At 59.2% G+C, this 22,223-nt stretch carries 28 protein-coding genes; 6 read left to right on the top strand and 22 right to left on the bottom strand.

The genetic code is table 11. The annotated features are described in order from the left end of the window. Positions 1-52: 52 nt before the first annotated feature. The 4 genes from AC14IB_RS10635 to sodC are packed head-to-tail and all read right to left on the bottom strand — an operon-like array spanning position 53 to position 1,627. Positions 53-400, bottom strand: a complete 348-nt coding sequence (locus tag AC14IB_RS10635; RefSeq protein WP_484231844.1) for a TM2 domain-containing protein — start codon at positions 398-400, stop codon at positions 53-55. A 16-nt stretch (positions 401-416) separates the two neighbouring features. Further along, positions 417-734, bottom strand: a complete 318-nt coding sequence (sugE, locus tag AC14IB_RS10630; protein ID WP_068857854.1) for a quaternary ammonium compound efflux SMR transporter SugE — start codon at positions 732-734, stop codon at positions 417-419. Next, a complete protein-coding gene (locus tag AC14IB_RS10625; protein ID WP_484231843.1) occupies positions 735-1,109 on the bottom strand; it encodes a gamma-glutamylcyclotransferase family protein in 375 nt (124 codons plus the stop codon). Next, a complete protein-coding gene (gene sodC / locus AC14IB_RS10620) occupies positions 1,109-1,627 on the bottom strand; it encodes a superoxide dismutase [Cu-Zn] SodC (protein ID WP_484231842.1) in 519 nt (172 codons plus the stop codon). Before sodC ends, AC14IB_RS10625 begins: the two co-directional genes overlap by 1 nt. Before the next feature lie 141 nt (positions 1,628-1,768). On the opposite strand from sodC, the gene trmB reads away from it, so the two are divergent. Both trmB and AC14IB_RS10610 read left to right on the top strand, forming a co-directional pair. Further along, the gene (gene trmB / locus AC14IB_RS10615) at positions 1,769-2,470 is read left to right on the top strand and encodes a tRNA (guanosine(46)-N7)-methyltransferase TrmB (RefSeq protein WP_484231841.1); all 702 of its coding nucleotides are present in this window, start codon (positions 1,769-1,771) and stop codon (positions 2,468-2,470) included. Between the two features lies 1 nt (position 2,471). Further along, positions 2,472-3,239 carry an ion transporter gene (locus tag AC14IB_RS10610; RefSeq protein ID WP_484231840.1) on the top strand — a complete coding sequence of 256 codons (768 nt, stop codon included), beginning with the start codon at positions 2,472-2,474 and terminating at the stop codon, positions 3,237-3,239. Between the two features lie 10 nt (positions 3,240-3,249). Here AC14IB_RS10610 and AC14IB_RS10605 read toward each other — a convergent pair whose 3' ends face one another. The 8 genes from AC14IB_RS10605 to AC14IB_RS10570 are packed head-to-tail and all read right to left on the bottom strand — an operon-like array spanning position 3,250 to position 9,459. Beyond that, the gene (locus AC14IB_RS10605; protein ID WP_484231839.1) at positions 3,250-3,705 is read right to left on the bottom strand and encodes a YaiI/YqxD family protein; all 456 of its coding nucleotides are present in this window, start codon (positions 3,703-3,705) and stop codon (positions 3,250-3,252) included. A gap of 59 nt (positions 3,706-3,764) precedes the next feature. After that, the gene (gene hemW / locus AC14IB_RS10600; RefSeq protein ID WP_484231885.1) at positions 3,765-4,958 is read right to left on the bottom strand and encodes a radical SAM family heme chaperone HemW; all 1,194 of its coding nucleotides are present in this window, start codon (positions 4,956-4,958) and stop codon (positions 3,765-3,767) included. Beyond that, positions 4,937-5,554: an RdgB/HAM1 family non-canonical purine NTP pyrophosphatase gene (gene rdgB, locus AC14IB_RS10595; RefSeq protein ID WP_484231838.1), complete on the bottom strand. Its 618-nt coding sequence runs from the start codon at positions 5,552-5,554 to the stop codon at positions 4,937-4,939. The genes hemW and rdgB overlap by 22 nt, the downstream gene beginning before the upstream one ends. Beyond that, positions 5,551-6,153 carry a methionine biosynthesis protein MetW gene (metW, locus tag AC14IB_RS10590; protein WP_484231837.1) on the bottom strand — a complete coding sequence of 201 codons (603 nt, stop codon included), beginning with the start codon at positions 6,151-6,153 and terminating at the stop codon, positions 5,551-5,553. The genes rdgB and metW overlap by 4 nt, the downstream gene beginning before the upstream one ends. Beyond that, on the bottom strand, positions 6,143-7,324 hold the full coding sequence (metX, locus tag AC14IB_RS10585) for a homoserine O-succinyltransferase MetX (protein WP_484231836.1): 1,182 nt from the start codon (positions 7,322-7,324) through the stop codon (positions 6,143-6,145). Before metX ends, metW begins: the two co-directional genes overlap by 11 nt. After that, a complete protein-coding gene (locus tag AC14IB_RS10580; protein WP_484231835.1) occupies positions 7,324-7,905 on the bottom strand; it encodes a YggT family protein in 582 nt (193 codons plus the stop codon). The genes metX and AC14IB_RS10580 overlap by 1 nt, the downstream gene beginning before the upstream one ends. 18 nt (positions 7,906-7,923) lie before the next feature. Continuing rightward, positions 7,924-8,760, bottom strand: coding sequence for a pyrroline-5-carboxylate reductase (gene proC / locus AC14IB_RS10575; RefSeq protein WP_484231834.1), 837 nt, complete (start codon positions 8,758-8,760; stop codon positions 7,924-7,926). 12 nt (positions 8,761-8,772) lie between these two features. Then, positions 8,773-9,459: a YggS family pyridoxal phosphate-dependent enzyme gene (locus tag AC14IB_RS10570; protein ID WP_484231884.1), complete on the bottom strand. Its 687-nt coding sequence runs from the start codon at positions 9,457-9,459 to the stop codon at positions 8,773-8,775. Between the two features lie 119 nt (positions 9,460-9,578). On the opposite strand from AC14IB_RS10570, the gene AC14IB_RS10565 reads away from it, so the two are divergent. Continuing rightward, positions 9,579-10,592: a type IV pilus twitching motility protein PilT gene (locus AC14IB_RS10565; RefSeq protein ID WP_484231833.1), complete on the top strand. Its 1,014-nt coding sequence runs from the start codon at positions 9,579-9,581 to the stop codon at positions 10,590-10,592. Here the strand turns inward: AC14IB_RS10565 and AC14IB_RS10560 are convergent. The 6 genes from AC14IB_RS10560 to AC14IB_RS10535 are packed head-to-tail and all read right to left on the bottom strand — an operon-like array spanning position 10,589 to position 16,164. Beyond that, positions 10,589-12,427, bottom strand: a complete 1,839-nt coding sequence (locus tag AC14IB_RS10560; protein WP_484231832.1) for an alkaline phosphatase D family protein — start codon at positions 12,425-12,427, stop codon at positions 10,589-10,591. The genes AC14IB_RS10565 and AC14IB_RS10560 overlap by 4 nt on opposite strands. 55 nt (positions 12,428-12,482) lie before the next feature. Beyond that, entirely contained in the window at positions 12,483-13,730 is a 1,248-nt protein-coding gene (locus tag AC14IB_RS10555; protein WP_484231831.1) for a dihydroorotase, read from the bottom strand. Continuing rightward, the gene (locus tag AC14IB_RS10550; RefSeq protein ID WP_484231830.1) at positions 13,727-14,716 is read right to left on the bottom strand and encodes an aspartate carbamoyltransferase catalytic subunit; all 990 of its coding nucleotides are present in this window, start codon (positions 14,714-14,716) and stop codon (positions 13,727-13,729) included. Before AC14IB_RS10550 ends, AC14IB_RS10555 begins: the two co-directional genes overlap by 4 nt. A gap of 57 nt (positions 14,717-14,773) precedes the next feature. Continuing rightward, positions 14,774-15,145, bottom strand: a complete 372-nt coding sequence (locus AC14IB_RS10545) for a hypothetical protein (protein WP_484231829.1) — start codon at positions 15,143-15,145, stop codon at positions 14,774-14,776. 16 nt (positions 15,146-15,161) lie between these two features. Then, complete coding sequence (gene ruvX, locus AC14IB_RS10540; RefSeq protein WP_484231828.1) at positions 15,162-15,602, bottom strand: Holliday junction resolvase RuvX; 441 nt, start codon at positions 15,600-15,602, stop codon at positions 15,162-15,164. After that, positions 15,595-16,164 (bottom strand): YqgE/AlgH family protein, encoded by a 570-nt coding sequence (locus tag AC14IB_RS10535; RefSeq protein ID WP_484231827.1) that lies wholly within the window; start codon positions 16,162-16,164, stop codon positions 15,595-15,597. The genes ruvX and AC14IB_RS10535 overlap by 8 nt, the downstream gene beginning before the upstream one ends. A gap of 136 nt (positions 16,165-16,300) precedes the next feature. On the opposite strand from AC14IB_RS10535, the gene AC14IB_RS10530 reads away from it, so the two are divergent. Continuing rightward, positions 16,301-17,080, top strand: coding sequence for an SDR family NAD(P)-dependent oxidoreductase (locus AC14IB_RS10530; RefSeq protein WP_484231826.1), 780 nt, complete (start codon positions 16,301-16,303; stop codon positions 17,078-17,080). 9 nt (positions 17,081-17,089) lie between these two features. Here AC14IB_RS10530 and AC14IB_RS10525 read toward each other — a convergent pair whose 3' ends face one another. From AC14IB_RS10525 to pyrE, 4 genes are read right to left on the bottom strand one after another with little or no spacing between them, the layout of a single operon-like run. After that, positions 17,090-17,974 (bottom strand): energy transducer TonB, encoded by an 885-nt coding sequence (locus AC14IB_RS10525; RefSeq protein WP_484231825.1) that lies wholly within the window; start codon positions 17,972-17,974, stop codon positions 17,090-17,092. Next, positions 17,958-18,656 (bottom strand): class I SAM-dependent methyltransferase, encoded by a 699-nt coding sequence (locus AC14IB_RS10520; protein WP_484231824.1) that lies wholly within the window; start codon positions 18,654-18,656, stop codon positions 17,958-17,960. The genes AC14IB_RS10525 and AC14IB_RS10520 overlap by 17 nt, the downstream gene beginning before the upstream one ends. After that, positions 18,644-19,633: a glutathione synthase gene (gene gshB, locus AC14IB_RS10515; RefSeq protein WP_484231883.1), complete on the bottom strand. Its 990-nt coding sequence runs from the start codon at positions 19,631-19,633 to the stop codon at positions 18,644-18,646. The genes AC14IB_RS10520 and gshB overlap by 13 nt, the downstream gene beginning before the upstream one ends. A gap of 33 nt (positions 19,634-19,666) precedes the next feature. Further along, positions 19,667-20,314 (bottom strand): orotate phosphoribosyltransferase, encoded by a 648-nt coding sequence (gene pyrE, locus AC14IB_RS10510; protein WP_484231823.1) that lies wholly within the window; start codon positions 20,312-20,314, stop codon positions 19,667-19,669. A 35-nt stretch (positions 20,315-20,349) separates the two neighbouring features. Here pyrE and AC14IB_RS10505 point away from each other — a divergent pair, with 35 nt between their 5' ends. Together AC14IB_RS10505 and AC14IB_RS10500 are read left to right on the top strand one after the other, a co-directional pair. Then, complete coding sequence (locus AC14IB_RS10505; protein ID WP_484231822.1) at positions 20,350-20,919, top strand: lipocalin-like domain-containing protein; 570 nt, start codon at positions 20,350-20,352, stop codon at positions 20,917-20,919. Between the two features lie 17 nt (positions 20,920-20,936). Continuing rightward, positions 20,937-22,223: an MFS transporter gene (locus AC14IB_RS10500; protein WP_484231821.1), complete on the top strand. Its 1,287-nt coding sequence runs from the start codon at positions 20,937-20,939 to the stop codon at positions 22,221-22,223.

The raw sequence follows: 22,223 nt of genomic DNA, 5'->3' as shown, positions 1-22,223 counted from the left end.
TGAACACCAGCGACATGCGGGTGCTTACCTTCAAAAACTAAATGCCGCGGCATTATCGCTGCTGGCCAAACTTTGCATTGAAACGCTCATCACTCATGACCAGCAGTAAGATGGCTTCAATGATGGCGACAAATGCGGGAATGAACGTCCAGCATAACAACAGATAGACGATACCCCAGCCAATCTGACCCAGATAGAACTTGTGAATGCCAAAGCCGCCAAGAAAAAAGGCGAGCAGAATGGCCGCTAATTTACTGCGTCCATTGGGCGCAATAGTACCTAACTGAATGATGCTAGGCGCGGGGATTTGCCGAATGCCGCAGGCCGGGCAAATTTCAGCTCGCGCATTCAGCGGGGCGCCACAATCGCGACAAAATTTCGTTTGCTCATCGTCCTTCATTACCGACTCCTTGAACTTAGTGTGACGCCAGTTTGAGGCCAATAATGCCGGCAAAAATCAGCGCCAGACTCAGGCCTCGCATGAGCGTGGCGGGCTCATTAAACAGCACCATGCCGAGGATGGCTGTGCCAATCGCGCCAATACCGACCCAGACAGCGTAAGCGGTGCCGACCGGTAAAGACTTCATAGCCCAGCCCAGCAGGCCGACACTGATGGCCATAGCCGCCAAGGTGATGACCGAAGGCCAAAAGCGGGAGAAGCCTTCGGTGTACTTAAGCCCAATAGCCCAAACCACTTCAAAAAGACCTGCCGCGATTAAGATGATCCAGTTCATTTAGCTTGCTTCGCCTAAAGATTGAGGTGGCGCATAGCGCGCATCCACATAGACCCAAGCCTGCTGTCCGGATGCCAACATAACCGATACGCGACGATATGCCGCGACTTCATATCGATCAGCTTGGGCGAGCTCATCAGATGAAATGCGAAACACCTGACCCGCAACGCAGTGCTCAGGGTCGCCACTAAAACGCAGAATGGGATGATGAGTCTGCCCGCTCGTAGCCACTACCTCGGCATCCTCAATCAGAACCATCGTCTGCTCGAACCCCGGCAAAGCATCCGCCGAGCCGTCAAGCAACCTGCCAAAGGTGGTTATCTGCACTGAGGGCAGTTGTAGTGTGCCGTAGGAAAACAACCATTCGCTGTACATCAACCGGGCTCCACGACACCACAGGCCATACGTGCACCACCGCCACCCAAGACCGCCGGGTGATCCGCATGATTATCTCCGCCAACATGAATCATTAATGATCGGCCTACGAGGTCTGCGTGCTTTAAACGCGGGGCAAGCACCGGCTGGGATGCAGTGCCATCGCCATCCACAAAAAGGGCGGGCAAGTCGCCAATATGACCATCGCCCCAGGGCTCACCGTGCTTGTTTGCGCCGGTCAAATCCAGGTGGCCACCGGCAGCCAACGCCGCCACAGGCTTGCCGTCTTTCTCCTTAGGCGCACAGCTCGGGTTTTGGTGCACATGGAATCCGTGCAGCCCTGGCGATAACCCTTTCAGAGAGGGGGTAAACACCAAGCCATAGGGTGTATTGGTGATCGTGATGGTGCCAATAGCCGGGCCAATACCCGAGGCGTCGACCAAATTCATCGGGGCATAACTTACCGCCGAGGCGGAAAACGAGGCCGAGGCTAGAATCAAACCCATGACAGACTTCATATCAATGCTCCCTAACAGTACGCGCCATCATGACAAACTCTCTTGCATCCAACAACGACACAGCGCAGCAGATCAGGCTACACCCACTCCCCTGCAGCGCTTACAATTCCCGTCATCAGCCGCCTCTCCGTAGAGCCTTTCATGAGCGACACATCCAGCAAGCGCCCGTTCACCGAGCGCATCAAAACATTCATGCCGCGTACTTCCCCGCTGAATACGTCGCAACAGCGCGGCATGGACGAGTTTGCGTCCCGCTACGAGCTGAAACTATCGGATGGCCTGCTGGACCCCGTTAATGTCTTTGGTCGGCAGGCGCCATTAACACTGGAGATCGGCTTTGGCATGGGTCAGACGCTGATTGCCATGGCGGAAGCCGCTCCGGAGCGCGACTTCATTGGCATTGAAATTCATAAGCCGGGCATCGCACAACTTTGCTTCGATGCCGGCACGCGTGGCCTGACCAACTTGCGCTTTTACGCTGACGATGCCGTGCAAGTGCTGGAGCAAGGCATCATCGATGGCGGCATTGATACGCTGCAATTGTACTTTCCTGACCCCTGGCAAAAGGCCCGACATCACAAACGCCGCTTCGTGCGCCCTGACTTGATTGAGTTAGTGCGACGTAAACTTCGCCTGGGCGGTCGCTTTCACATGGCCACAGACTGGGCGCCCTATGCGGAATGGATGCTTGAGCATATGGAAGCAGCGCCAGGCTTTACCAATGCCTGGGTGAAGGGGGAATATTACCCTCGCCCCGATTGGCGCCCGGTGAGCAAGTTTGAAATGCGCGGCCATATCGCCGGGCATGGTGTTTGGGATCTGATTTACACACGGATGGATTGATATGGCACTTGTGCTCGAGCCGGTAAAACCCGCGAACGAACCTCGCCCCGCCCTGTTTAGCGGCGGTGTGACTGACTGGATCTTGTTTGCCCTGGCCATGCTCTCGCTGGTGTTGCTGGCTTGGCAGAATTTTTTCCACGTCAGTAAGCAAGCCTTATGGTGGATACGCACGGTGGACTACACCGTGTGCAGCATCTTCGCGTTCGAATTCTTTTACCACTGGCGTCAAGACGGTTGGACACGTCATTACCTCGCACGCAACTGGTATGCGTTTCTGGGCATGATTCCGGTGTCGCACGTCATGTTTCATGACTGGCCCATCCTGCGCTTCATCCTCACCATGGCGCGCTTGGGTCGTGCCGTAGATCGCATTCTGGGTGATGGCTTTACGCTGCGCCTGCTCAATCGCGTGAAAGACAGCGTCGTCAATGCCGTGAGCGGCGTCATTACCGTGGCCGTGTTGGATGAGGTCGCTGAAGTCCTTGTGAAGGGCACTTACACGCGCAATATCGCCAATGCACTGGAAGAAAATCAAAGTGAGCTGCGGGATATGGTGCGCGAAAAGCTGCGTAACGACCCGCAAGCGGGCCGCTTTAAGCGCATGCCGTTCTATAACGAGATTATTGAAAACGTGACGGATACCGTGCTGCGAGTCACCGAGCAGGTCTTGCTTGACCCGCGCACCGACGAGTTGGTGGCCGATATGCTGCGCGAAAATATCTCGCAAATTCGCAGCGCCGTCGCGGAGCAGACCCGAAGCCGACGCTAGTAGAACTGGCTTATCGCTTACGCTGGGCCAGCCATTTGTCGAGCTGATTGGCGAAGTTCTGTCGATCCGCTTGCGAAAACGGCGGTGGTCCGCCACGCACCATGCCGGCATCGCGCAAATCACTCATCAGGTCACGGATGGCTAGGCGCTGACCAATCGATTCTTTGGTATGGAATTGTCCACGCGGTGTCACCGCCGCCACACCTTTCTTCACCAGCTCAGCGGCCAATGGGATGTCCTGTGTGATCACTAGGTCATGTACATCGGAGTGCTGCACGATGTAGTTATCTGCCACATCAAAACCGGCAGGCACTTGTACGGCTTTCATGGGCAAGCCAGCGGGCACTCGCACCGGCTGGTTGGCGACAAAGGTAATTGAAATGCCGGTGCGTTCGCAGGCGCGAATCAGCATGTCTTTAATGACGATTGGGCAGGCATCCGCATCGACCCAGATGGCAGAAGGCATGGTTCAGTTACTCATGTTCAGGAAGTGTTACGCCGTAATGAGCGTCGAGTCATAGTAATTCATTCCGGCAAAAATGCCTCGATGACTCGATTCAGGTAGCGCTGCCCCAGCGCTGTTGCAACCAGTGTATTGGCGTCGTTTTGTAGTAAGCCTTTATGCTGTAACGCCGTCACTGTCTCGGCCAGCACCTGCGTACTTAAGCCGGTTCGTTCCGACCACAGCGTCGTGGACACACCCTCTATCAAGCGCAGGGTATTGAGCATGAACTCAAAGGGCAGAGCCTCGGCAGCAATCAAAGTGTCAGCCACGCGAAAGCGCGTCGCAGCGAGATAGTCTTTCGGCACCCGAGTCTTGCTGGTTCGCAGGACATCCAGGCCGGTAGCCGTAACCTGCGTGAGCTTGCCATGCGCGCCCGCGCCGATGCCGAGGTAGTCGCCAAACTGCCAGTAGTTCAGGTTGTGCCGACAACGCTGAACGCGGCGGGCATAGGCCGAAACCTCGTACTGCACATAGCCTTCAGCGGCCAGCAGTGCCTGCCCGGCATCCTGAATGTCGGCGAGCACGTCTTCATCGGGCAAGACGGGCTGTTCGCGGAAAAACACCGTGTTCGGCTCCAGCGTGAGCTGATACCAAGACAGATGCGTAGGCTCGAGCGCGATGGCCTGACGCAAATCATCCAACGCCTGCTCCAGCGTTTGCCCGGGAAGGCCGTGCATGAGATCGAGATTGAAGTTGCTGAAGCCGGCCTCGCGCGCCGACTGCGCTGCGCGCTGCGCTTCATCACCGGAGTGAATGCGGCCGAGCGCTTTCAACTGCGCTGTCTGGAAGGTTTGCACACCAATCGATAAGCGATTGATGCCGACCTCGCGATAGCCCTGGAACAAGCCCTGCTCGACCGTGCCGGGGTTGGCTTCGAGGGTGATTTCGATATCGTCAGCGAAATTCAAGCGCGCACGAAGTCCGTCAAAAAGCGTGGCATAACCCGCCGGTGAAATCAGCGAAGGCGTGCCGCCGCCGATGAAGATCGAGACCAGCTCACGTTCGCCTGCCCGAGCGCTCGGGAAGTCCGCGAGGTCTTGATCGAGATCTTGCAGCAGTGCCGCGATATAGGCCGATTCGGGTACGCCGCCTTGTTCATCGCCGGGTGTGGCATGAGAGTTGAAGTCGCAATACGGACATTTGCGCACGCACCACGGCATGTGCACATAGAGGCTAAGTGGTGGCGGCGAGCTCAAAGCCCGGTCTCGCCCCAGCGCGCCTTCAGCTGCTGCAAAGCCTGGCCGCGATGACTGAGCTGTGCCTTGCGCTCACGCGGCAGCTCGGCGCTGGTCATGCCCTCGCCCGGCACCACGAACAACGGGTCGTAGCCGAAACCGCCAGCACCCGACAGCGCTTGCGCGATTTCGCCTTCCCACACCGCCTGGCAGAGCACCGGTAGCGGGTCATCGGCATGACGCACGAAGGCCAGTACGCAAACGAATCGCGCCGTGCGCGACGTGCCGACGGGCAGCGCAGCCATCGCGGCGAGCAGCTTGGCATTGTTGGCGGCATCGCCCGCCGGTGCGCCCGTGACCGGGTCAGCAGCATAGCGTGCGGAGTAGATACCGGGCGCGCCGAGCAGGGCATCGACCACCAGACCGGAGTCGTCGGCCAAGGCCGGCAGGCCCGTCAGCTGCGCAGCATGGCGCGCCTTCAGGATGGCATTTTCCACGAACGACAGGCCGGTCTCGTCGGCATCCGGCACATCGAACAGCTTCTGAGACAGCACCTCGACGCCACAGTCAGCAAGCAGCGCTTGCAGCTCTTTCAGCTTGCCGGCATTGCCGGTGGCCAAGACCAAACGGGTCATGCCGCACCACCACGCGTGACGCGGAAAATGCCGATCTCGCCGAACAAATTCGGGAACCAGCGCGACAGCACGCTTCCCTGCTGATCCTGATCCACGGCGAGACGGTCAAGCACCTGCAGGCCCTTGTCGCGGCACATCGCCTCAAAGTCACGGAACGTGCAGAGATGGATATTCGGCGTGTCGTACCAGCCGTAGGGCAGCGCACGCGACACCGGCATACGGCCCTTGCGGATCAGGTACCAGCGCGTTTTCCAGTGACCGAAATTGGGGAAGGTGACGATGACTTCGCGTGCCACCCGCACCATATCGTCGAGCAGTTCGTCCGGCCGTTGCACGGCTTGCAGCGCCTGCGCCATGAGCAGGGTATCGAAGCTGTCATCGCTGAAGTTGCTCAGGCCCTTGTTCAGGTCCTGCTCGATGACATTGACGCCACGCGCGATGGCCGCCGTGAGCTTATCCGGGTCAATCTCCAGCCCGTAGCCGCGCACATTCAGCGTATCGCGCAGATGAGCCAGCAGCTCGCCATCGCCACAGCCGAGGTCGAGCACACGCGTGTCGGGCCGCACCCACTGCTTCACCAGCGCCAGATCAAGACGCATGGCAGGCCTCCCGTTCTTCGGCGATACGCCGCATGTAAGCGCCGAACACCGCCAGGTAGCGCGGGTTATCGAGCAGGAAAGAATCGTGGCCCTGCGGCGCATCGATCTCGGCATAGGACACGCACTTGCCGGCCTCGACCAGGGCATCGACGATTTCACGCGAACGCTCGGGAGCAAAGCGCCAATCGGTGCTGAACGAGAGCACGAGGAAACGGCACTGCGCCTTGGCAAAGGTCTTGGCGAGGTCGTGACCGTAGTCGCGCGCCGGATCGAAATAGTCGAGCACGCGCGTCATCAGCAGGTAGGTGTTGGCGTCGAAGCGCTTGGAAAAGACCTCGCCCTGATAACGCAGATAGGACTCGACCTGAAACTCGGCATCGAACCCGTACTGATAGGTCGTGGCGCGCAGATCGCGGCCGAACTTCTGGTGCATGGCATCGTCGGACAGATAGGTGATGTGCCCGACCATGCGTGCCAGCGACAGGCCCACTTCCGGCACCACGCCCTTGGCGTAGTAATGGCCGCCATGAAAATCCGGGTCGCGGCGGATGGCCTGACGCGCGACTTCATTGAAGGCGATGTTCTGCGCCGACAGTTTCGGTGCACTGGCGATGATCACCGCGTTGGCGGTGCGCTCTGGCTGATCGATGCTCCAGCGCAGCACCTGCATGCCACCGAGCGAACCACCGACCACGGCGGCCCAGCACTGAATGCCGAGATAGTCGGAGACCTGCGCCTGCACTTTCACCCAGTCGCGCACCGCCACCAGCGGAAAGTCCGGACCAAACGGCACGCCGGTATCGGGGTTGATGGACGCCGGTCCGGTCGAGCCGTGGCAGCCACCGAGGTTGTTCATAGCCACCACGAAAAAGTGATTGGTATCAATGACCTTACCCGGCCCGATGGCCGCATCCCACCAGCCCGGCTTGGCTTTGGCCGGATCTTCGCCAGCATGGAAGCCGGCGGCATGATGATGCCCGGACAGCGCATGGCAGATCAGCACGGCATTGCTGCGCTCGGCGTTGAGCGTGCCGTAAGTCTCGTAAACGATGTCGTAGGCTTTCAGCACGCGGCCGCTGGCCAGTGTCAGCGGCGTGTCGAAATGCACCGTCTGCGGCGTGGCCAGGCCAACGCTGTCGGCGGGATAGGCGAACGATGCCGCGTCAGACATCAGCCCGCCCCTACCAACGCCAGCGCGGTGGGGTACGCCGACTTCACCAGAATCTCAAAGATCTGAATGGCGAGGAAGGCAATGATTGGCGACAAGTCGAAGCCGCCCATGCTCGGCAATAAACGACGGCAAGGCGCCAAAATGAACTCGGAGAGCTGAAAAATTGGCATCAAGGCCGGGCTAACACCGCCGGACGCCATGCTGACCCAGCTCAGAATCACCATGAGCAAAATCAGCCAGAAAAAGAAGCTCGAGGCCGCCAGCAGCAACCCGAATACTGCCGTCACGGCCAGCAACGCAGGCGTTGCGGCTTGTTCGGTGAGATAGGCCGTGGCCGCCAGTTGCACCAGCTTGACCACAAAAATTAGAACCAGTGCCGCTAAGTCCAAACCAAACACCGACGGAATCACGCGCCGCAGCGGATGCAAAATCGGGCTGGTGGCCTTCACCACAAACTGCGACATCGGGTTGTAGAAATCTGCGCCGGAGGCCTGCAGTAAAAAACGCAACCACACCAGCATCAGAAATACGCTACAGGCGGTGTTGATCAATAACAGGGCTATTTGGCTCAGCGGATCCATCTCAAACACTCCTCAACATTAGTCGGCAGCGCCGAGCTCTAGGGCCATTTGCGCGCCGCGATCGGCACAGGCACGCAAGGCGCGCTCGAAAATGACACTCAGTTCGGCTTGATCAAAAACTTTCACGGCCTGCTCGGTGGTGCCGGCGGGCGACGTGACGCGACGACGCAGTTCAGCGGGAGCGACATCGGCGGTGATGGCCATTTGTGCCGAACCCAGCGCAGTCTGCAACGTCAGGGCACGCGCATCGCGCTCATCCAAGCCCAGTCGCACACCGGCCGCAATCATGGCTTCCATAACATAGAAGAAATAGGCCGGGCCGGAGCCGGACACGGCAGTCACGGCATCGATCAAGTCTTCGTGCTCGACCCACAGGGTAATCCCCACAGCGCCTAAGACTTGTTCGGCTAGGCGGCGTTGTTCGTTACTGACGCGGTCGTTGGCAAACAGGCCGGTAGCGCCCGATTGCACCAGCGCCGGCGTATTCGGCATGGCGCGCACCACAGCCAAGTTGCCCCCGAGCCAGCGAACTAGGCTATCGCTAGGAATCCCCGCCGCAATGGACAATATCAGCGGTTGTTTCGCCTGCACCACAGCGGCCAGGGGACGCAGTACATCGGCCATCACCTGCGGCTTCACGGACAGCACCAGCAAATCCACCGAAGCGGCTAGAACGGCATTATCGGTCACGGTTTTGCAGCCGCGCGCCGCATGCGCCGCCAGTTGCCCAACGTTGGAGTCGGACAACCAGAGATGGCTCGCGGGCCAGCCCTGTGCGAGCAGGCCGCCGACCAGCGCCGACGCCATATTGCCGGCACCGATAAAGCCCAACTGGGGGTACTTTGAATCCGTCATGCTTGTACTCAATTAATCACGCTTAGGCGCCGGTCGCACGCCGAAAATAGCTGTGCCTATACGCACCATGGTGCTGCCGGCGGCCACCGCATCCGTCAAATCGTCAGACATCCCCATCGATAAGGTATCGAAGGGCTGGATGGCTAAAGCCGGCAGTCTAGCGAGTAAATCCGAAGCTGTCTTTGCCAGCTGCGCATGGGCCGCGACATTGCCCGGTTTCGGGATGGTCATGAGCCCGCGCAACCTGACATGGGGTAGCGCCAGCACGGCCTCCGCCAACGCCGGAAGATCCGCCAACGCACAACCGGACTTGCTGTCCTCATCGTCGATATTGACCTGCAAACAGATCTGCAACGGTGGCAATTCGGCGGGTCGTTGAGCCGACAAGCGCTGGGCAATCTTCAACCTGTCCACCGAATGCACCCAGTCAAAATGGGCAGCAACTTGCTGAGTCTTATTACTTTGCAGCGGACCGATGAGATGCCATTGCAGCGGCAAGTCTGCCAGCTCGGCCATCTTGTCTAACGCCTCTTGCACGTAATTCTCGCCAAAGGCGACTTGCCCCGCGCTATGCAAAGTACGGATGGCCTGCGCCGGGTGCAGCTTACTGACGGCCAGCAAGGCCACGCTGGCAGAAGGCCGATCAGCGGCCTGCTCAGCGGCGCGTAACTGCGCGCATACCGCTTGCCATCGCGTTATGAGTGCTTCGGTTGGTTCTTTATTTTCGCAACGCTGCACTAGCGAAACCCCTTCTGCTGATCTTTGCTTATACCGATGGCTTAGCACATCCGCTTAGCCCCACGTTGAGGCGACGAAAATTGCCAACCCCTGCGACCGATGATCGATGGTTTACGCACCTCTGGCTGCAGGCCTTAAACAGCCATGCCGCCGATTTACATTTGGCACCCGGTCTGGCGCCACTCATGCGCGTACGTGGCGAGCTCTTGCCGATGACGAATTGTCCACCCTGCCCAGCATTGCCGTGGTCGGGACTCGCCACCTATTTTAACCATGCCGATGCCCAAGCGCTGCTGCAAGGACAATATCGTGCCGAAGTCGATGGCGCGCTAGAACATCGTGAGTTAGGTCGCGCTCGTTGGAGTCTAGCGCGTTGCGAGCACGGGCTCTTTTGCGTGATGCGTATCATCACGCCCGACCTTCCCAGCCTCAACGACGTACAGCTCGACACCGCCTTAGCTAACCGACTACTCCCCGAACAAGGCTTAGTGCTGATTACTGGGGCAACGGGGTCAGGCAAGTCGAGCACGCTGGCGGCACTGGTGGCTCATCGGCAGGCGTCTTTGGGCGGCCATATCATTACCTTAGAAGACCCCATCGAGTTTCGCTATGGCGAGGGCAACGGTCGAATCAGTCAACGTGAAATAGGGCGCGATAGTCCGAATTTCGCTAGTGCCCTCCGCAGCGCGCTGAGGCAGGATCCCGATGTAATTTTGCTGGGTGAGCTGCGTGACCTAGACAGTGCACGCATTGCCCTTACCGCTGCCGAAACGGGTCACTTAGTACTCAGCACACTACATACCGCTTCGGCTATCGGCGCAATCGATCGCATCCTCGGTTTGTTTCCGGCGGATGAGCAGGCGCTAGCGCGAACGCAACTCGCCGACACCCTGACAGGCGTTATCAGCCAGCAACTGGTTTGGCGGGAGCAAAACGCCACCGTCATTCGCGAAGTGTTATTGGCCACGGCGGCCGTGCGTCACCTCATCCGTGAGCACCGGCTCAATCAAATTGAACACATCATGCAAACCAGTGGCAGTCTGGGCATGCAGACGCTTGCCCAAGCCTGGCAACGCGCGGGACTCAGCCCTTAAAAGGGCAGCCCTGGCAGCCCCGGCAATGGCAGCGCACTATTAGAAACATCGGTGAGTTTGTTGGTGCCCGCTTTAACCTCAAAGGCCTTACGCATCGCCACATTCTCCACCCCAATTTGGGTCGGATCCGTGATGTTTGCGGCATAGCGCCATTCGGCAAGCATGCGTTCCTGGGTGAGATTTACCAGGACATAGCCCTTAGACTTTAATTCGTTGTAACGAATATGCGGATTCGCCACCGGAATAGCTGCCGACACGACTTCAGCAACGCCATCCGGGAAGCCCGGCGAGGTCACCGAAGGCGTTACCAGTTCCACACCAAACGGCTTCTCCAGCGCACCGCCTAACAACAAGAGTGGGTTTTCATACAGCTCAATGGCCCAGCTGGTATGAATATCACCCGTCAGCACCACCAGGTTTTGCAAGCCAATGGCTTTAATGAAATTTCTGACTCGGTCACGCTCCGCCACATAGCCATCCCACTGATCCATGTTCACCGCGGCGATATTTCCCAGCAGCTTCTGACCCAACACCTGTAGCTGCGGCAGCTCTACTAGGTTCAGCTGACCAAACATGACTTGCTGGCCCAAAAAGGTCCAAGCGGCCCCTTCATTTTTAGCCAATAGCAACTGAAGTTGCAGCCACTCTCGCTGAGAGGTGCCCAGCAACGAACGGTTAGGATTGAAGCGGTCTGGATCAACTGCTGGCGTTCCTGCTTGCTTATCACGGCCAACATAGCGGGTATCGAGCATGATCAAATCCATCAAACCCCCGACGCGAATACGACGGTAAATCACTTCGCGTGGATCGGGGCGTAAGCTGGTGCTCAGGCGGCTAAACTGCTCTCGCAAAGGCATCCAATTGAAATACGCACGTAAGCTTGCAGCACTGCGATCGGCCCACGTGCCCTCCTCACCTTCCGTGTGATTTTCGGCGCCATCACGATAGGCATCGTTAGTGAACTCATGATCGTCCCACACGCAAATCATGGGGAACTGGGCATGCAGACGCTGCAACTCAGGATCACGCTTGTACTGCGCGTGACGCAGCATGTAATCCTTGGCCGTAACCATTTCCGTAGGCGGCTCAGGCACACGATCTATGCCATTACGCACGAGCGCAGAGCCATCACCATATTGATCTTCGCCGTACTCATAGAGGTAGTCGCCGAGGTGCAGCACAAAGTCCAAACCATCTTCTTGGCTGATCATGTCATAGACACTGAAAAAGCCTTCCGGCAAGTTCGAGCAGCTGGCAACCGCGAAGTTGGCCGCTAATGTCGATGTAGGCTTAGTCTTGGACGGCTGCGTTTTTGCGCGACCAATACGGGAAACCTGCGAGCCTGCGATAAACCGGTAATAGATGAACTGCTCCGCCGGCAACGCGGCCATCTGGCCTTGTGCAAAACGAACGCCTTCATATAGAGCAACATGGCCGAGGTCGATTTTCACCGTGTAATCACGCGCTTTCAGCGCTAGAAACTCACCCAATAGCTGCGTGGCGTTAACCGTAAAGAGAGCCGCCCACTCCGATTCATTTTTGATTCGGAGCGGACTCAGCACATATTCCAAGCGCAGCGGGATAGCCTCAATGCTGTCATTGGCGGGTTTTACTGCCGTCCACAAAATGACCTTATCGGCTTCGGGATCGCCGCTGGCTACGCCATAAGGAAAGGCTTTTGCTGAAAGTTTAGGATCCACTTCGCGCGCGGGAGTGACCTTCGATTGCACAGCGCCTGCGGGTGAATCTGAGCCATCCTTGCTCATACAGGCCACTAGGCTCGGTAGTGTGGCACCCAAAACCAAGCTTGATTGAATAAATTGACGGCGTTGCATAGGGATGGCTCAAGATAAAATTTGAGCCGCAGATTACGCAAATCGTGTTGCAGTTTTACGACAACAGACGTGCTCGCCCCGTCATCATCTGCCCGGCAAACACGGTATTGCGGCCCACTGACAACCAGTCATCGTCCGTGACTTGCCAGGCCTGTGCCGGATCAATCAGCAACACACCCGACGCAACTTCGCCGAGCGCACCAATCGGCTTTTGCAAGATGCGCGCGGGGGCAGACGTTAGCGCTTCAATTAGGCGACGTGCCGACAACTCGCCATCCGCCACCAGTTTTAGGCCTAGCGGCAGCACGGTTTCCAAAGTGGACATGCCGGGCAGCGCTTCGGCGAACGGAGCCAGCTTGGCGGCGGCGTTCAGCGGTTGGTGATCGGAGCAAATGGCATCTATCACGCCCTCGCGCACACCGGCAATCAGCGCCACGCGGTCGGCTTCGCTGCGCAGCGGGGGCCGCACATGGGCCATGGCGTTGAAGCCGTCAATCGCGGCATCGGTGAGATGCAGCTGGTGCATGGCGACATCGGCGGTGACCGGCAGACCCTTGTCCTTGGCCAGGCGCATGAGCGTGACCGAGCCGGCGCAGGAGAGCTGGCCGAAGTGGGCGCGCACGCCGGTCTGCTCGACCAGCAGCAGCGCGGAGGCCAGCGCTACCGTCTCCGCTGTTTCGGGGATGCCGGTGAGGCCGAGGCGCGCCGCCATGAAGCCATCGTGCGCACAGCCGCTGGCCAGCGCAGCCTCTTCCGGCGAGAAGAACACAGTGAGACCCATGGAGCTGGCGTATTCGAGGCAGCGCAGCAGCGTGTCGAGGCTGGCCACCGGCTGACGCGCCTGACCCACACCGACACAGCCGGCCGCTTTCAGACCACCCATGCTGGCCAGCGATTTGCCTTCCAATCCTTTTGTTAACGCACCAACCGGATAGACCTGGGCATGACCAGCAGCGGCCGCTTTTTCAATGACCTGCAGCGCAACGGCACCATGATCTATGACCGGGTGTGTGTCGGGCGGCAGCACGAGATGTTTGAACCCAGCCGCTGCAGCGGCTCGCGTTTCGCTGGCGATGGTGCCGTGCTGTTTCGGGCCCGGCTCGCGTAAGCGGGCACAGAGGTCAACAAAGGCGGGCGTCAGCCAGCAGCCATCGGCCGCCTGCGTTTCATTCACCACCAGTAAGTCGGCTGCCGAACCCAATGCCACCACCACGCCATCCTGTAGGACGGCGCTTTGCACCGTATCGGTGCCGGTCGCGGGATCGATGACGCGTACGCCGGTGTAGCGAATCAAGGCGCTCATTGCCCGTTCTCCTGAAGCTGCCCTTCCACCGCCATCACCAGTACCGCCATGCGCACGGCGATGCCGTAGTTGACCTGCTTCAGGATCAGCGACTGCGGGCCATCCGCCACTTCCGACTCGATTTCGACGCCGCGATTAATCGGCCCCGGATGCATCACCAGCACCTTCGGGCTGGCCACTTTCAGGCGCTCGCGGGTCAGCCCGAAGAGGCCGTAAAACTCGCTGGAGCCGGGTAACAGTGCCGACTCCATGCGCTCGTTCTGGATGCGCAGCGCGATCGCGACATCAACACCGGCCAGACCGGCCGTCATGTCCTCGAACACCTGCACGCCGAGCAGCTCGAAGTCTTTCGGCAGCAGCGTGCGCGGGCCAATGACGCGAATCTCTTTCGCGCCCAGCGTCTGCAAGGCATGAATTTCCGAGCGCGCCACGCGTGAGTGGCGGATGTCGCCGATGATGGCCACGGTCAGGCTTTCAAAGGCTCCGGCATGGCGGCGGATGGTCAGCATGTCGAGCATGGCCTGCGTCGGGTGCGCGTGACGGCCATCGCCAGCATTGATGACCGCGATCTGCGGCGTGACCTGGCTGGCGATGAAGTGAGGTGCGCCAGACAACCCGTGGCGAACCACGAAGACATCCGCCGTCATGGCCTCCAGATTCCACAGCATGTCGCGCAGGGTTTCGCCCTTGCTGGTCGAACTTTTCGAAATGTCGATGTTAAGCACATCCGCCGACAGGCGTTTGGCCGCGACCTCGAAGGTGGTGCGTGTGCGCGTGGAGGGCTCGAAGAACAGGTTCATCACCGTGCGGCCGGCCAGCAGCGGCACATTGCGGATACCGCCTTGATCATCCAGAAAGCTTTCAGCTCGGTCGAGAATTTCGGTGAGCAGCTCGCGGGATAGACCTTCGGTGCTGAGAAAGTGCTTGAGCTGGCCTCGGCCATTGAGCTGCAAACGACTGGCCTGATGGGCGTGAGATTGGTGCATGGGGCGGCATCCTGAATCAGCGTGCCGCGATTGTAGCTGAACTCGTCGCGCCGATCTTCAGCCTTTTGGCCGCTTACCCGGTGGACGCATGGGGTTGATGAATAGGCGCAAATAACTGCCGATCCACTTGATATACTCCCAGACCTTAATCCAGTGCTCGTTATCGCGCTCACTTTCGAGCAATGAAACATCCGGCGCGCGGCCGGTCAGTGCGGATAGCTCTGCGACAAGCGCATCACGGGCTTCAACACTCAAACGCGGCAATTGGGCATAAGCAGTGCGGTCGCCGAGATGAAAGGCCAAGTAACGCCGGCCGAGCAACTCATACAAGATGTCCCACGAGCTTATCTCCGCCAACGGCACTCGCGTCACGCCACGCAGACCACCCGGCCTCACCACTAACTCTAACCCTTCAATCGCGACTTTCATGCCCTTCTCGCTGACCTTACACCCGAGTCCAATTGGGCTCGGCAAACCATGACGCGACAATATGACAGGCGGCGGTCGAGTCCAGCGACGGCAATTTGCCGCGTCGTTGCTGGCTGACCTCGGCCAACGTTTCGCGCGCAGCCCGCGTACTTAAACGCTCATCCTGGCGATAAACCGGCACTTCGGGATAACGCGCCGCCAGTCGTCGGGCAAATTTCAAGGCACGCAAACTCAACTCCGACACTGTGCCATCCATGTTTAAGGGATTGCCCACAATAAACACCTGCGGACGATGCAGCTTCACCAGCGCATCCACCTGATCCCATTCTGGAATGCCATCACGCGCCGTGACCGGTGCCAAGGGTGAGCCCATGGCCGTAATGGGCTGGCCGCTGGCCACGCCCATGCGCTTGGTGCCGAAATCAAAGGCCAGCACGCGCTCCGGCAGCTCAGGCATGCCCGACCTCGTGCGACAGCAAACGCCAGTCCAAGCCGATTTGCTGAATGGCCGCTTCCCATCGCTGCTCGTAGGGCAAGTCAAAAAGGACGGTTTCATTTGCCGGCAGCGTGAGCCACAAATTATCGGCCAACTCCTGTTCGAGCTGGCCCGGCTCCCAACCGGCATATCCGAGGGACACCAAATACTCACTGGGTCCGTGACCTTGCGAGATGGCATCGAGCACATCACGCGAATGCGTTACCGCAATATTGGCTGCACTGTGCATGGTCGACGTCCACGGGCCATGGTCGCGATGCAAGACAAAACCCAGCTCCGGATGCACCGGACCGCCCACCAGCACCGGCTGATCCGGGCGGCGCAAGGGCTTCAGCGGCGGCAGACGCAAGTCCGTGAGCAAATCGCCAAAGCGCAGCTCACTGGGCTGATTAATGATGAGTCCGGCGGAACCGTCTTCATCACTGCGAAAGAGGTAAATCACCGCGCGATGAAAAATACCATCGGCTAATTCAGGCATGGCGATGAGGAACTGATGGGTAAGAGGCGTGTCTGCAATGCTCATGCCCAGACTATGGGGACTCCGCGCTCAGGAGACAAGGGGCACAGATTAAACAGGCCAAAGATCAAGCATTGACGCTGATGCCGCCACTCCGTATCGTGACCACCCAGTCGTAAACAACCTATTTTGGAGCACTCGCATGGCCCACCGTCTCGCCACCCTCGTTACCGGCGCATCCTCTGGCATTGGCGCAGCACTGGCCGCTAGTTTTGCCCGCGAACCCAGCCGCGTGCTGGTGCTGGTGGCCCGACGCACTGCGCCCATGCATGCCCTTGCGGAAGAACTCAAAAACCGATTTGGTACCGAAACACAGGTGATTGAGGCGGATCTGGAAGCGCCGGGTGCAGCAGCTCAACTACTGGCACAAATTGACCAACTCGGCCTAACCGTCGATACGCTGGTGAATAACGCCGGCTTCGGCCTTAACGGCCCCTTGCAAGATATGACCCTCGCTCGCGTCAGTGGCATGCTACAGCTCAACATCACCGCACTTACCGAACTCACTCACGGTGTAGTGCCGGCCATGCGCGCCCGCCGCAGTGGTCGCATTCTCAATGTCGCGTCGATTGCCGCCTTCCAGCCCTGCCCGAACTTTGCCGCCTATGGTGCGAGCAAGGCCTATGTGCTGTCGTTCAGCGAAGCCCTGGCGATTGAGCTAGAAACCAGCGGCATTACCGTCACGGCAGTTTGCCCCGGCTCAACATCCAGTGGCTTCCATGCCGTGGCTGGCAGCGATCGCTCGCTGGTCGCGAAGTTTATGGACAGGCCGGAAACGGTCGCGGAGCAGGCTTATAAAGCCTTGCAAAGTGGCGATTCCGTGGTGGTGACTGGTTGGGTCAACAAGCCATTACCCATGATGAGCCGTCTCATGCCGCGCACGATGCTGGCGCGGATTACCGGGAAGTTGATGGCGAAGTAATTCGCCTGCTTATACGCCGGTCGCCAGCGTGTCGGCAAAGCGCCAGGTGCGGATGATCTGTAGCACATCAATCTGACCTTGTTGCGAGGCTGGGAAGCGCGCAAAGGGCTCAGCCTGGCGCACCGACTGCTCAGCTGCACGATCTAAAATGGCATGGCCTGAAGACTGCAGAATCTGGATGCGCTGAACTCGGCCATCCGGATAGATCGCGACCAGCAAGCGTACTTGCCCCTGAAGGCGCTGCGCCCGCACCTCAGCAGGGAAGCGAGCATTACCCACCGTCTCAACACGCTGACGGAACTGATCAATGTAACCCGCCCAATCATCCTGACGTGAACTCACCGCCGCCAGCGTACGGATGCGCGGGCGCTTGGCGTAGGCCTGCTTGCTCGCCGATAGCCGCGCTTCGAGGGCAGCGATGTCGGCATCGAGATCGGGAGAGGGTGGCACGGGCGGCGCAAGCGGTGGTGCTGGGGCTTTTGCGGTAGCGACCGGCGTTGAGGGCTGACGTGTACTGATCAATGTCGGTTGCTTCTGTTCGGCCAGCGCCGCAACGGGCTCCGGCGCTTTCGGGGTGACCGGCTGAGCGCCACGACCCTGCCCCGGCAACGGTGTGCGCTCACGTGTGGTCAGCAAGCGTGCTTCCGCTAAAGTGCCGCTGCCCTCCTGCTGTGCCTGCGCGAGGAAGTCCGCTTTGACCGGCGCTTTCTCACTTTTGGCTGGCACCAAGGTTACTTCCATCACCGGCGCAGCCTGCGTTTTCGGTACCACAAAACGGATGCCGAAGAGCACCAGCGCATGCACCAGCAGCGCCATCACCAGAGTGAATGCCAGGCGGTCCGCCGGTGTAATCGGCGACACCGGCGGCAGCTGCCGCTCAGCCGCGCTGGCCACGGTAGACATTCACGCGACGAAACTCGTCGAATTCATTGAGGTCTGGCAGGGTTTCAGCCATAACCGAAGCGACCTGGGTGTAGTGCTCGGCCTGCAGGTTTTTTACCCGTGAATCGGCAAGCCAGACTGTGTTGGCACGATCCAGAAATGCCGGCAAGAAATCGCGATTGGCGCGGTCGTAGAGCACGTCGGCGGCAAACAGCACATCGAAGTGTTCATCGAGCTGGAAAAAGTCACCGGCCAGTTCCAGCTGCACGCCGTTGAGCGCGGCGTTGGCGGCAGTGGCATCCAGCGATGCCGGATCGATGTCGCAAGCAACGACTCGCGCCGCGCCGGCCATCGCTGCCGCAATCGCGACCACGCCGGAGCCGGTGCCGAAATCGAGCACGGACTTGCCGCGCACCAGCTCGGGGCTTTGCAGAATTTGCCGCGCCTGCGCCAGACCAGAAGCCCAGCAGAACATCCAGTAGGCCGGCTCGTTTAGCGCCCAGTCCATTTCCGAAGGGCTGAGTGCGTCGTGCGGGAAATCGTCGTTAAGCAGAAACAGTTGCAGGCCACCACAGTCGGGCAGTGTTTCCGAGGCGATCCTTGCCGCCGACAAATGCGGCTGGATGCGTGCGGTCAGCGCACGCGCCAGCAAGGCTTCGCTGTCGGCATCCAGCGCAGAGGTCAGAGACTGCATTTCGCCAGTGCTTGCTGTTGCTCTTTTTGCTGCTGTCGACACTTTTCCACGGCCTCGATGAGTTTGTCGGCGATGCCGTAGCCGTACTCGCGGTCGATCTCGCGGATGCAGGTCGGGCTGGTCACATTCACTTCCGTCAGGTACGAGCCGATGACATCGAGCCCGACAAACAGCAGGCCGCGCTTCTTCAGCTCCGGGCCGACGCGGGCCGCGATGCGGCGCTCATCATCGTTGATCGGACGCGCTTCGCCGCGACCGCCGGCGGCGAGGTTGCCGCGAATCTCGTCGCCCTGCGGGATGCGCGCGAGCACGAACGGCACCGGCTCGCCGTCAATCATCAGCACGCGCTTGTCGCCGTCCTTGATCTCGGGGATGTAGCGCTGCGCCATGATCGGCCGCGCACCATTGTCGGTGAGCACTTCCAGAGTGGCGCCGATGTTCGGGCCTCCCGCCGTGAGCCGGAAGATGCCAGTGCCGCCCATGCCGTCCAGCGGCTTCACAATCACATCGTGATGCTCGGCGATGAACGCGCGCAGCTCGGCGCTGCGTTGGGTCACAATGGTCGGCACCATGCAATCGGCAAAGGCCGTGGCGAACAACTTCTCGTTGCAGTCACGCAGCGACTGCGGCTTGTTCACCACCAGCACGCCCTCGCTCTCGGCGCGCTCGAGCAAGTAAGTGGCGTAGATGAAATTCATGTCGAAGGGCGGATCCTTGCGCATCAAAATCGCATCCATCTCCGCCAGCGGACGCAGTTCAGCCTCGCCCAGCGCAAACCACTTTGCCGGATCTTCGAACATCTGTAATGGCGCTAACCGACCGTAGGCTCGGCCTTCACGCAGTGACAGGTCCCCCGCCTCCAAATAGAACAGCTCGTGGCCGCGTTTTGCCGCTGCCCAGAGCATGGCCAACGTCGAGTCTTTCTTGTAATTCACCGATGCAATCGGGTCCATGACCACGGCAATACGCATGTGCAGCTCTCCTGTTTGAACCCAGCTAGAAATCAGCGATCAGGCATCCACACCGAATTCGTCGCGGTAGCGGCGCACGGCATCGAGGTGCTCAGCGTGCAGCCCGGTCTCTTCCAGATAGGCAATGATCTGGTTGAGTTTAATAATGGCAATCACCGGAATGCCGAAATCGCGCACCACTTCTTGTATGGCGGACAGCTCGCCCTTACCGCGCTCTTGGCGATCGACCGCGACCACCACGCCGACCGCTGCCGCACGCGCATTCTGCACCAGTGTCATGACTTCGCGGATGGCGGTGCCAGCCGTGATCACGTCATCAATAATGAGCACACGACCCGCTAACGGCGAGCCGACGATCAGGCCACCTTCGCCGTGATCTTTGGCTTCTTTGCGATTGAAGCACCACGGTAAATCGCGATCGAATTCTTCCGCCAGCTGCACCGCAGTAGCGGAGGCAATGGGAATACCCTTGTACGCTGGGCCGAACAACACATCGGCCTCAATGCCGCTATCGACGATCGCGGCCGCATAGAAGCGACCCAGCGCCGCCAAGCGTTTGCCGGTGTTGAACAGGCCGGCATTGAAGAAATACGGGGACTGACGACCGGACTTTAGGGTGAAGCTTCCGAAGCGCAAAACGCCTTGGGCCAGAGCGAATTCAATGAACTCGCGTTGATAATCACGCATGGACGAGACCTAAATAGAGAATGCCTGAGTCGGCGATGATAACGCGACTGTCGCAACAGGCGTATGCCGTGATACAAACTCAGCCGTTGAGATCGCTCCGAACCATCAAAGCCAGTGACTACGTTATGTTCAAAACCTCCACCCTGCTTAGCGCTTTTATTTTTCCCGTGCTGAGCTTGATCGCCACACCGAGCCTTGCCCTTTCACCCGCCAAGCTCAGCGCCAAAGATGCTGCCAATAATGCCGCCAATGATCTGGCACTGAGGCAAGCGCTGCTCGGCACGTGGCAGGCAATGGACGCCCCAACATCACCCACCATTAATGGTGAAGGCACCTTCCTCGCGGATGGCAGCGCGACGGGTTATACCACCGCCACCTATGTCTATAACGATGGCTACACCAGCGATGTGAAAGTCGGCCTAAGCTTTCGTTGGTCCGTTAAAAATGGCGTATTGACGCTGAACGAATTTGTCTCCGACCCTTCTCAGTTCATCAAGCCCAATCACGTGAAACGCTTTGAGGTGATCTCTATCTCACCGGAGGGCATGAATTTGAAGGATCTGTCCGATGGCGAAGTGGTGTATCGCCGCCGCAAAGCCAGCTAAAACATCGAGGCCATCGCATGTCGAGCCCCAAGCATTCTCATCACCGGATAGCCGGGCTCGCCAGCTTTGCCGGCACCACCATTGAGTGGTACGACTTCTTTCTTTATGGCACTGCCGCCGCGCTGGTGTTTAATAAACTGTTTTTCCCCGAAATGGACCCCCTCAGTGGGCTTTTCGCGGCGTTCGCGACCTACGCCGTCGGCTTCATTGGGCGACCGCTCGGTGGCATTGTTTTTGGTCATTTTGGCGATCGCGTCGGCCGTAAGGCCATGCTGATTCTGACATTGCTGATGATGGGCATTCCCACCATCGCCATTGGCTTAATTCCCACCCACGACCAAATTGGCTATTGGGCCGCTGCGCTTCTGGTGCTGCTGCGTTTCTTACAAGGTGTCGCGGTGGGCGGCGAATGGGGCGGCGCCGTTTTGATGGCGGTCGAACATGCCCCGCCAGATCAAAAAGGATTTTATGGCAGCTTGCCGCAAACCGGCGTGGGTGCAGGTTTAGTGCTGTCATCGCTGGCCATGGGCGCAGTCGCCCAACTGCCGGAAGAAGACCTGATGAGCTGGGGCTGGCGCCTGCCCTTTCTGGCCAGCATCGTGCTCTTAGGTGTCGGCTGGCTGATTCGCTCCCGTGTGCCGGAATCACCGGAGTTTGTGTCACTGAAAACTCAGCAGACTGCTGTGCAAGCGCCGCTTGCGGTCATCCTGCGACATCATCGCCGCCCCGTGCTGACCATTATTGGCGCGCGCATGGCGGAGAACGCCTGGTTCTATTTGTCCGCGACATTTGCCTTGGCCTACGCGACAGGCACCTTGGCACTCCCCCGAGCAGAAATACTCAGCGCCATCACCGCCGGGGCGGCATTGTCACTCTTCACCATGCCACTCGCCGGCTGGCTTGCGGACCGCATCGGCGCAAAGCGACTTTATTTAATCGGCCTAAGCATACTGGCGCTTTATGTTTGGCCATTTTTTGCCCTGTTGGGCAGTCGTGAATTAGCGTCAGCTTGGTTGGCGCTGGTGATTGCCATTGGCGTAGTTTTTCCGCTCATGTATGCACCCGAGTCGCTGCTATTTTCCCGACAATTTCCAGCCGCCGTGCGCTACAGCGGCATCTCGCTTGGCGTTCAAATTGCCGGCGTGCTCGGCGGCGGTTTAGCCCCGATGATTGCCACGGCACTTTTGGCCAAGGGTGGCGGCGAGCCACATTTTGTCGTGGACTATTTGTGGCTACTCACAGCCATTGCGCTGGTCTCAGCAGCGATGATGAATAGTGATAAACCACCGCTCAGCAAGGAGTAA

Source organism: Perlucidibaca sp., from assembly GCF_057084925.1.
The sequence above is the reverse complement of the archived record's forward strand: the minus strand, read 5'-3'. Positions and strand labels throughout refer to the sequence as shown.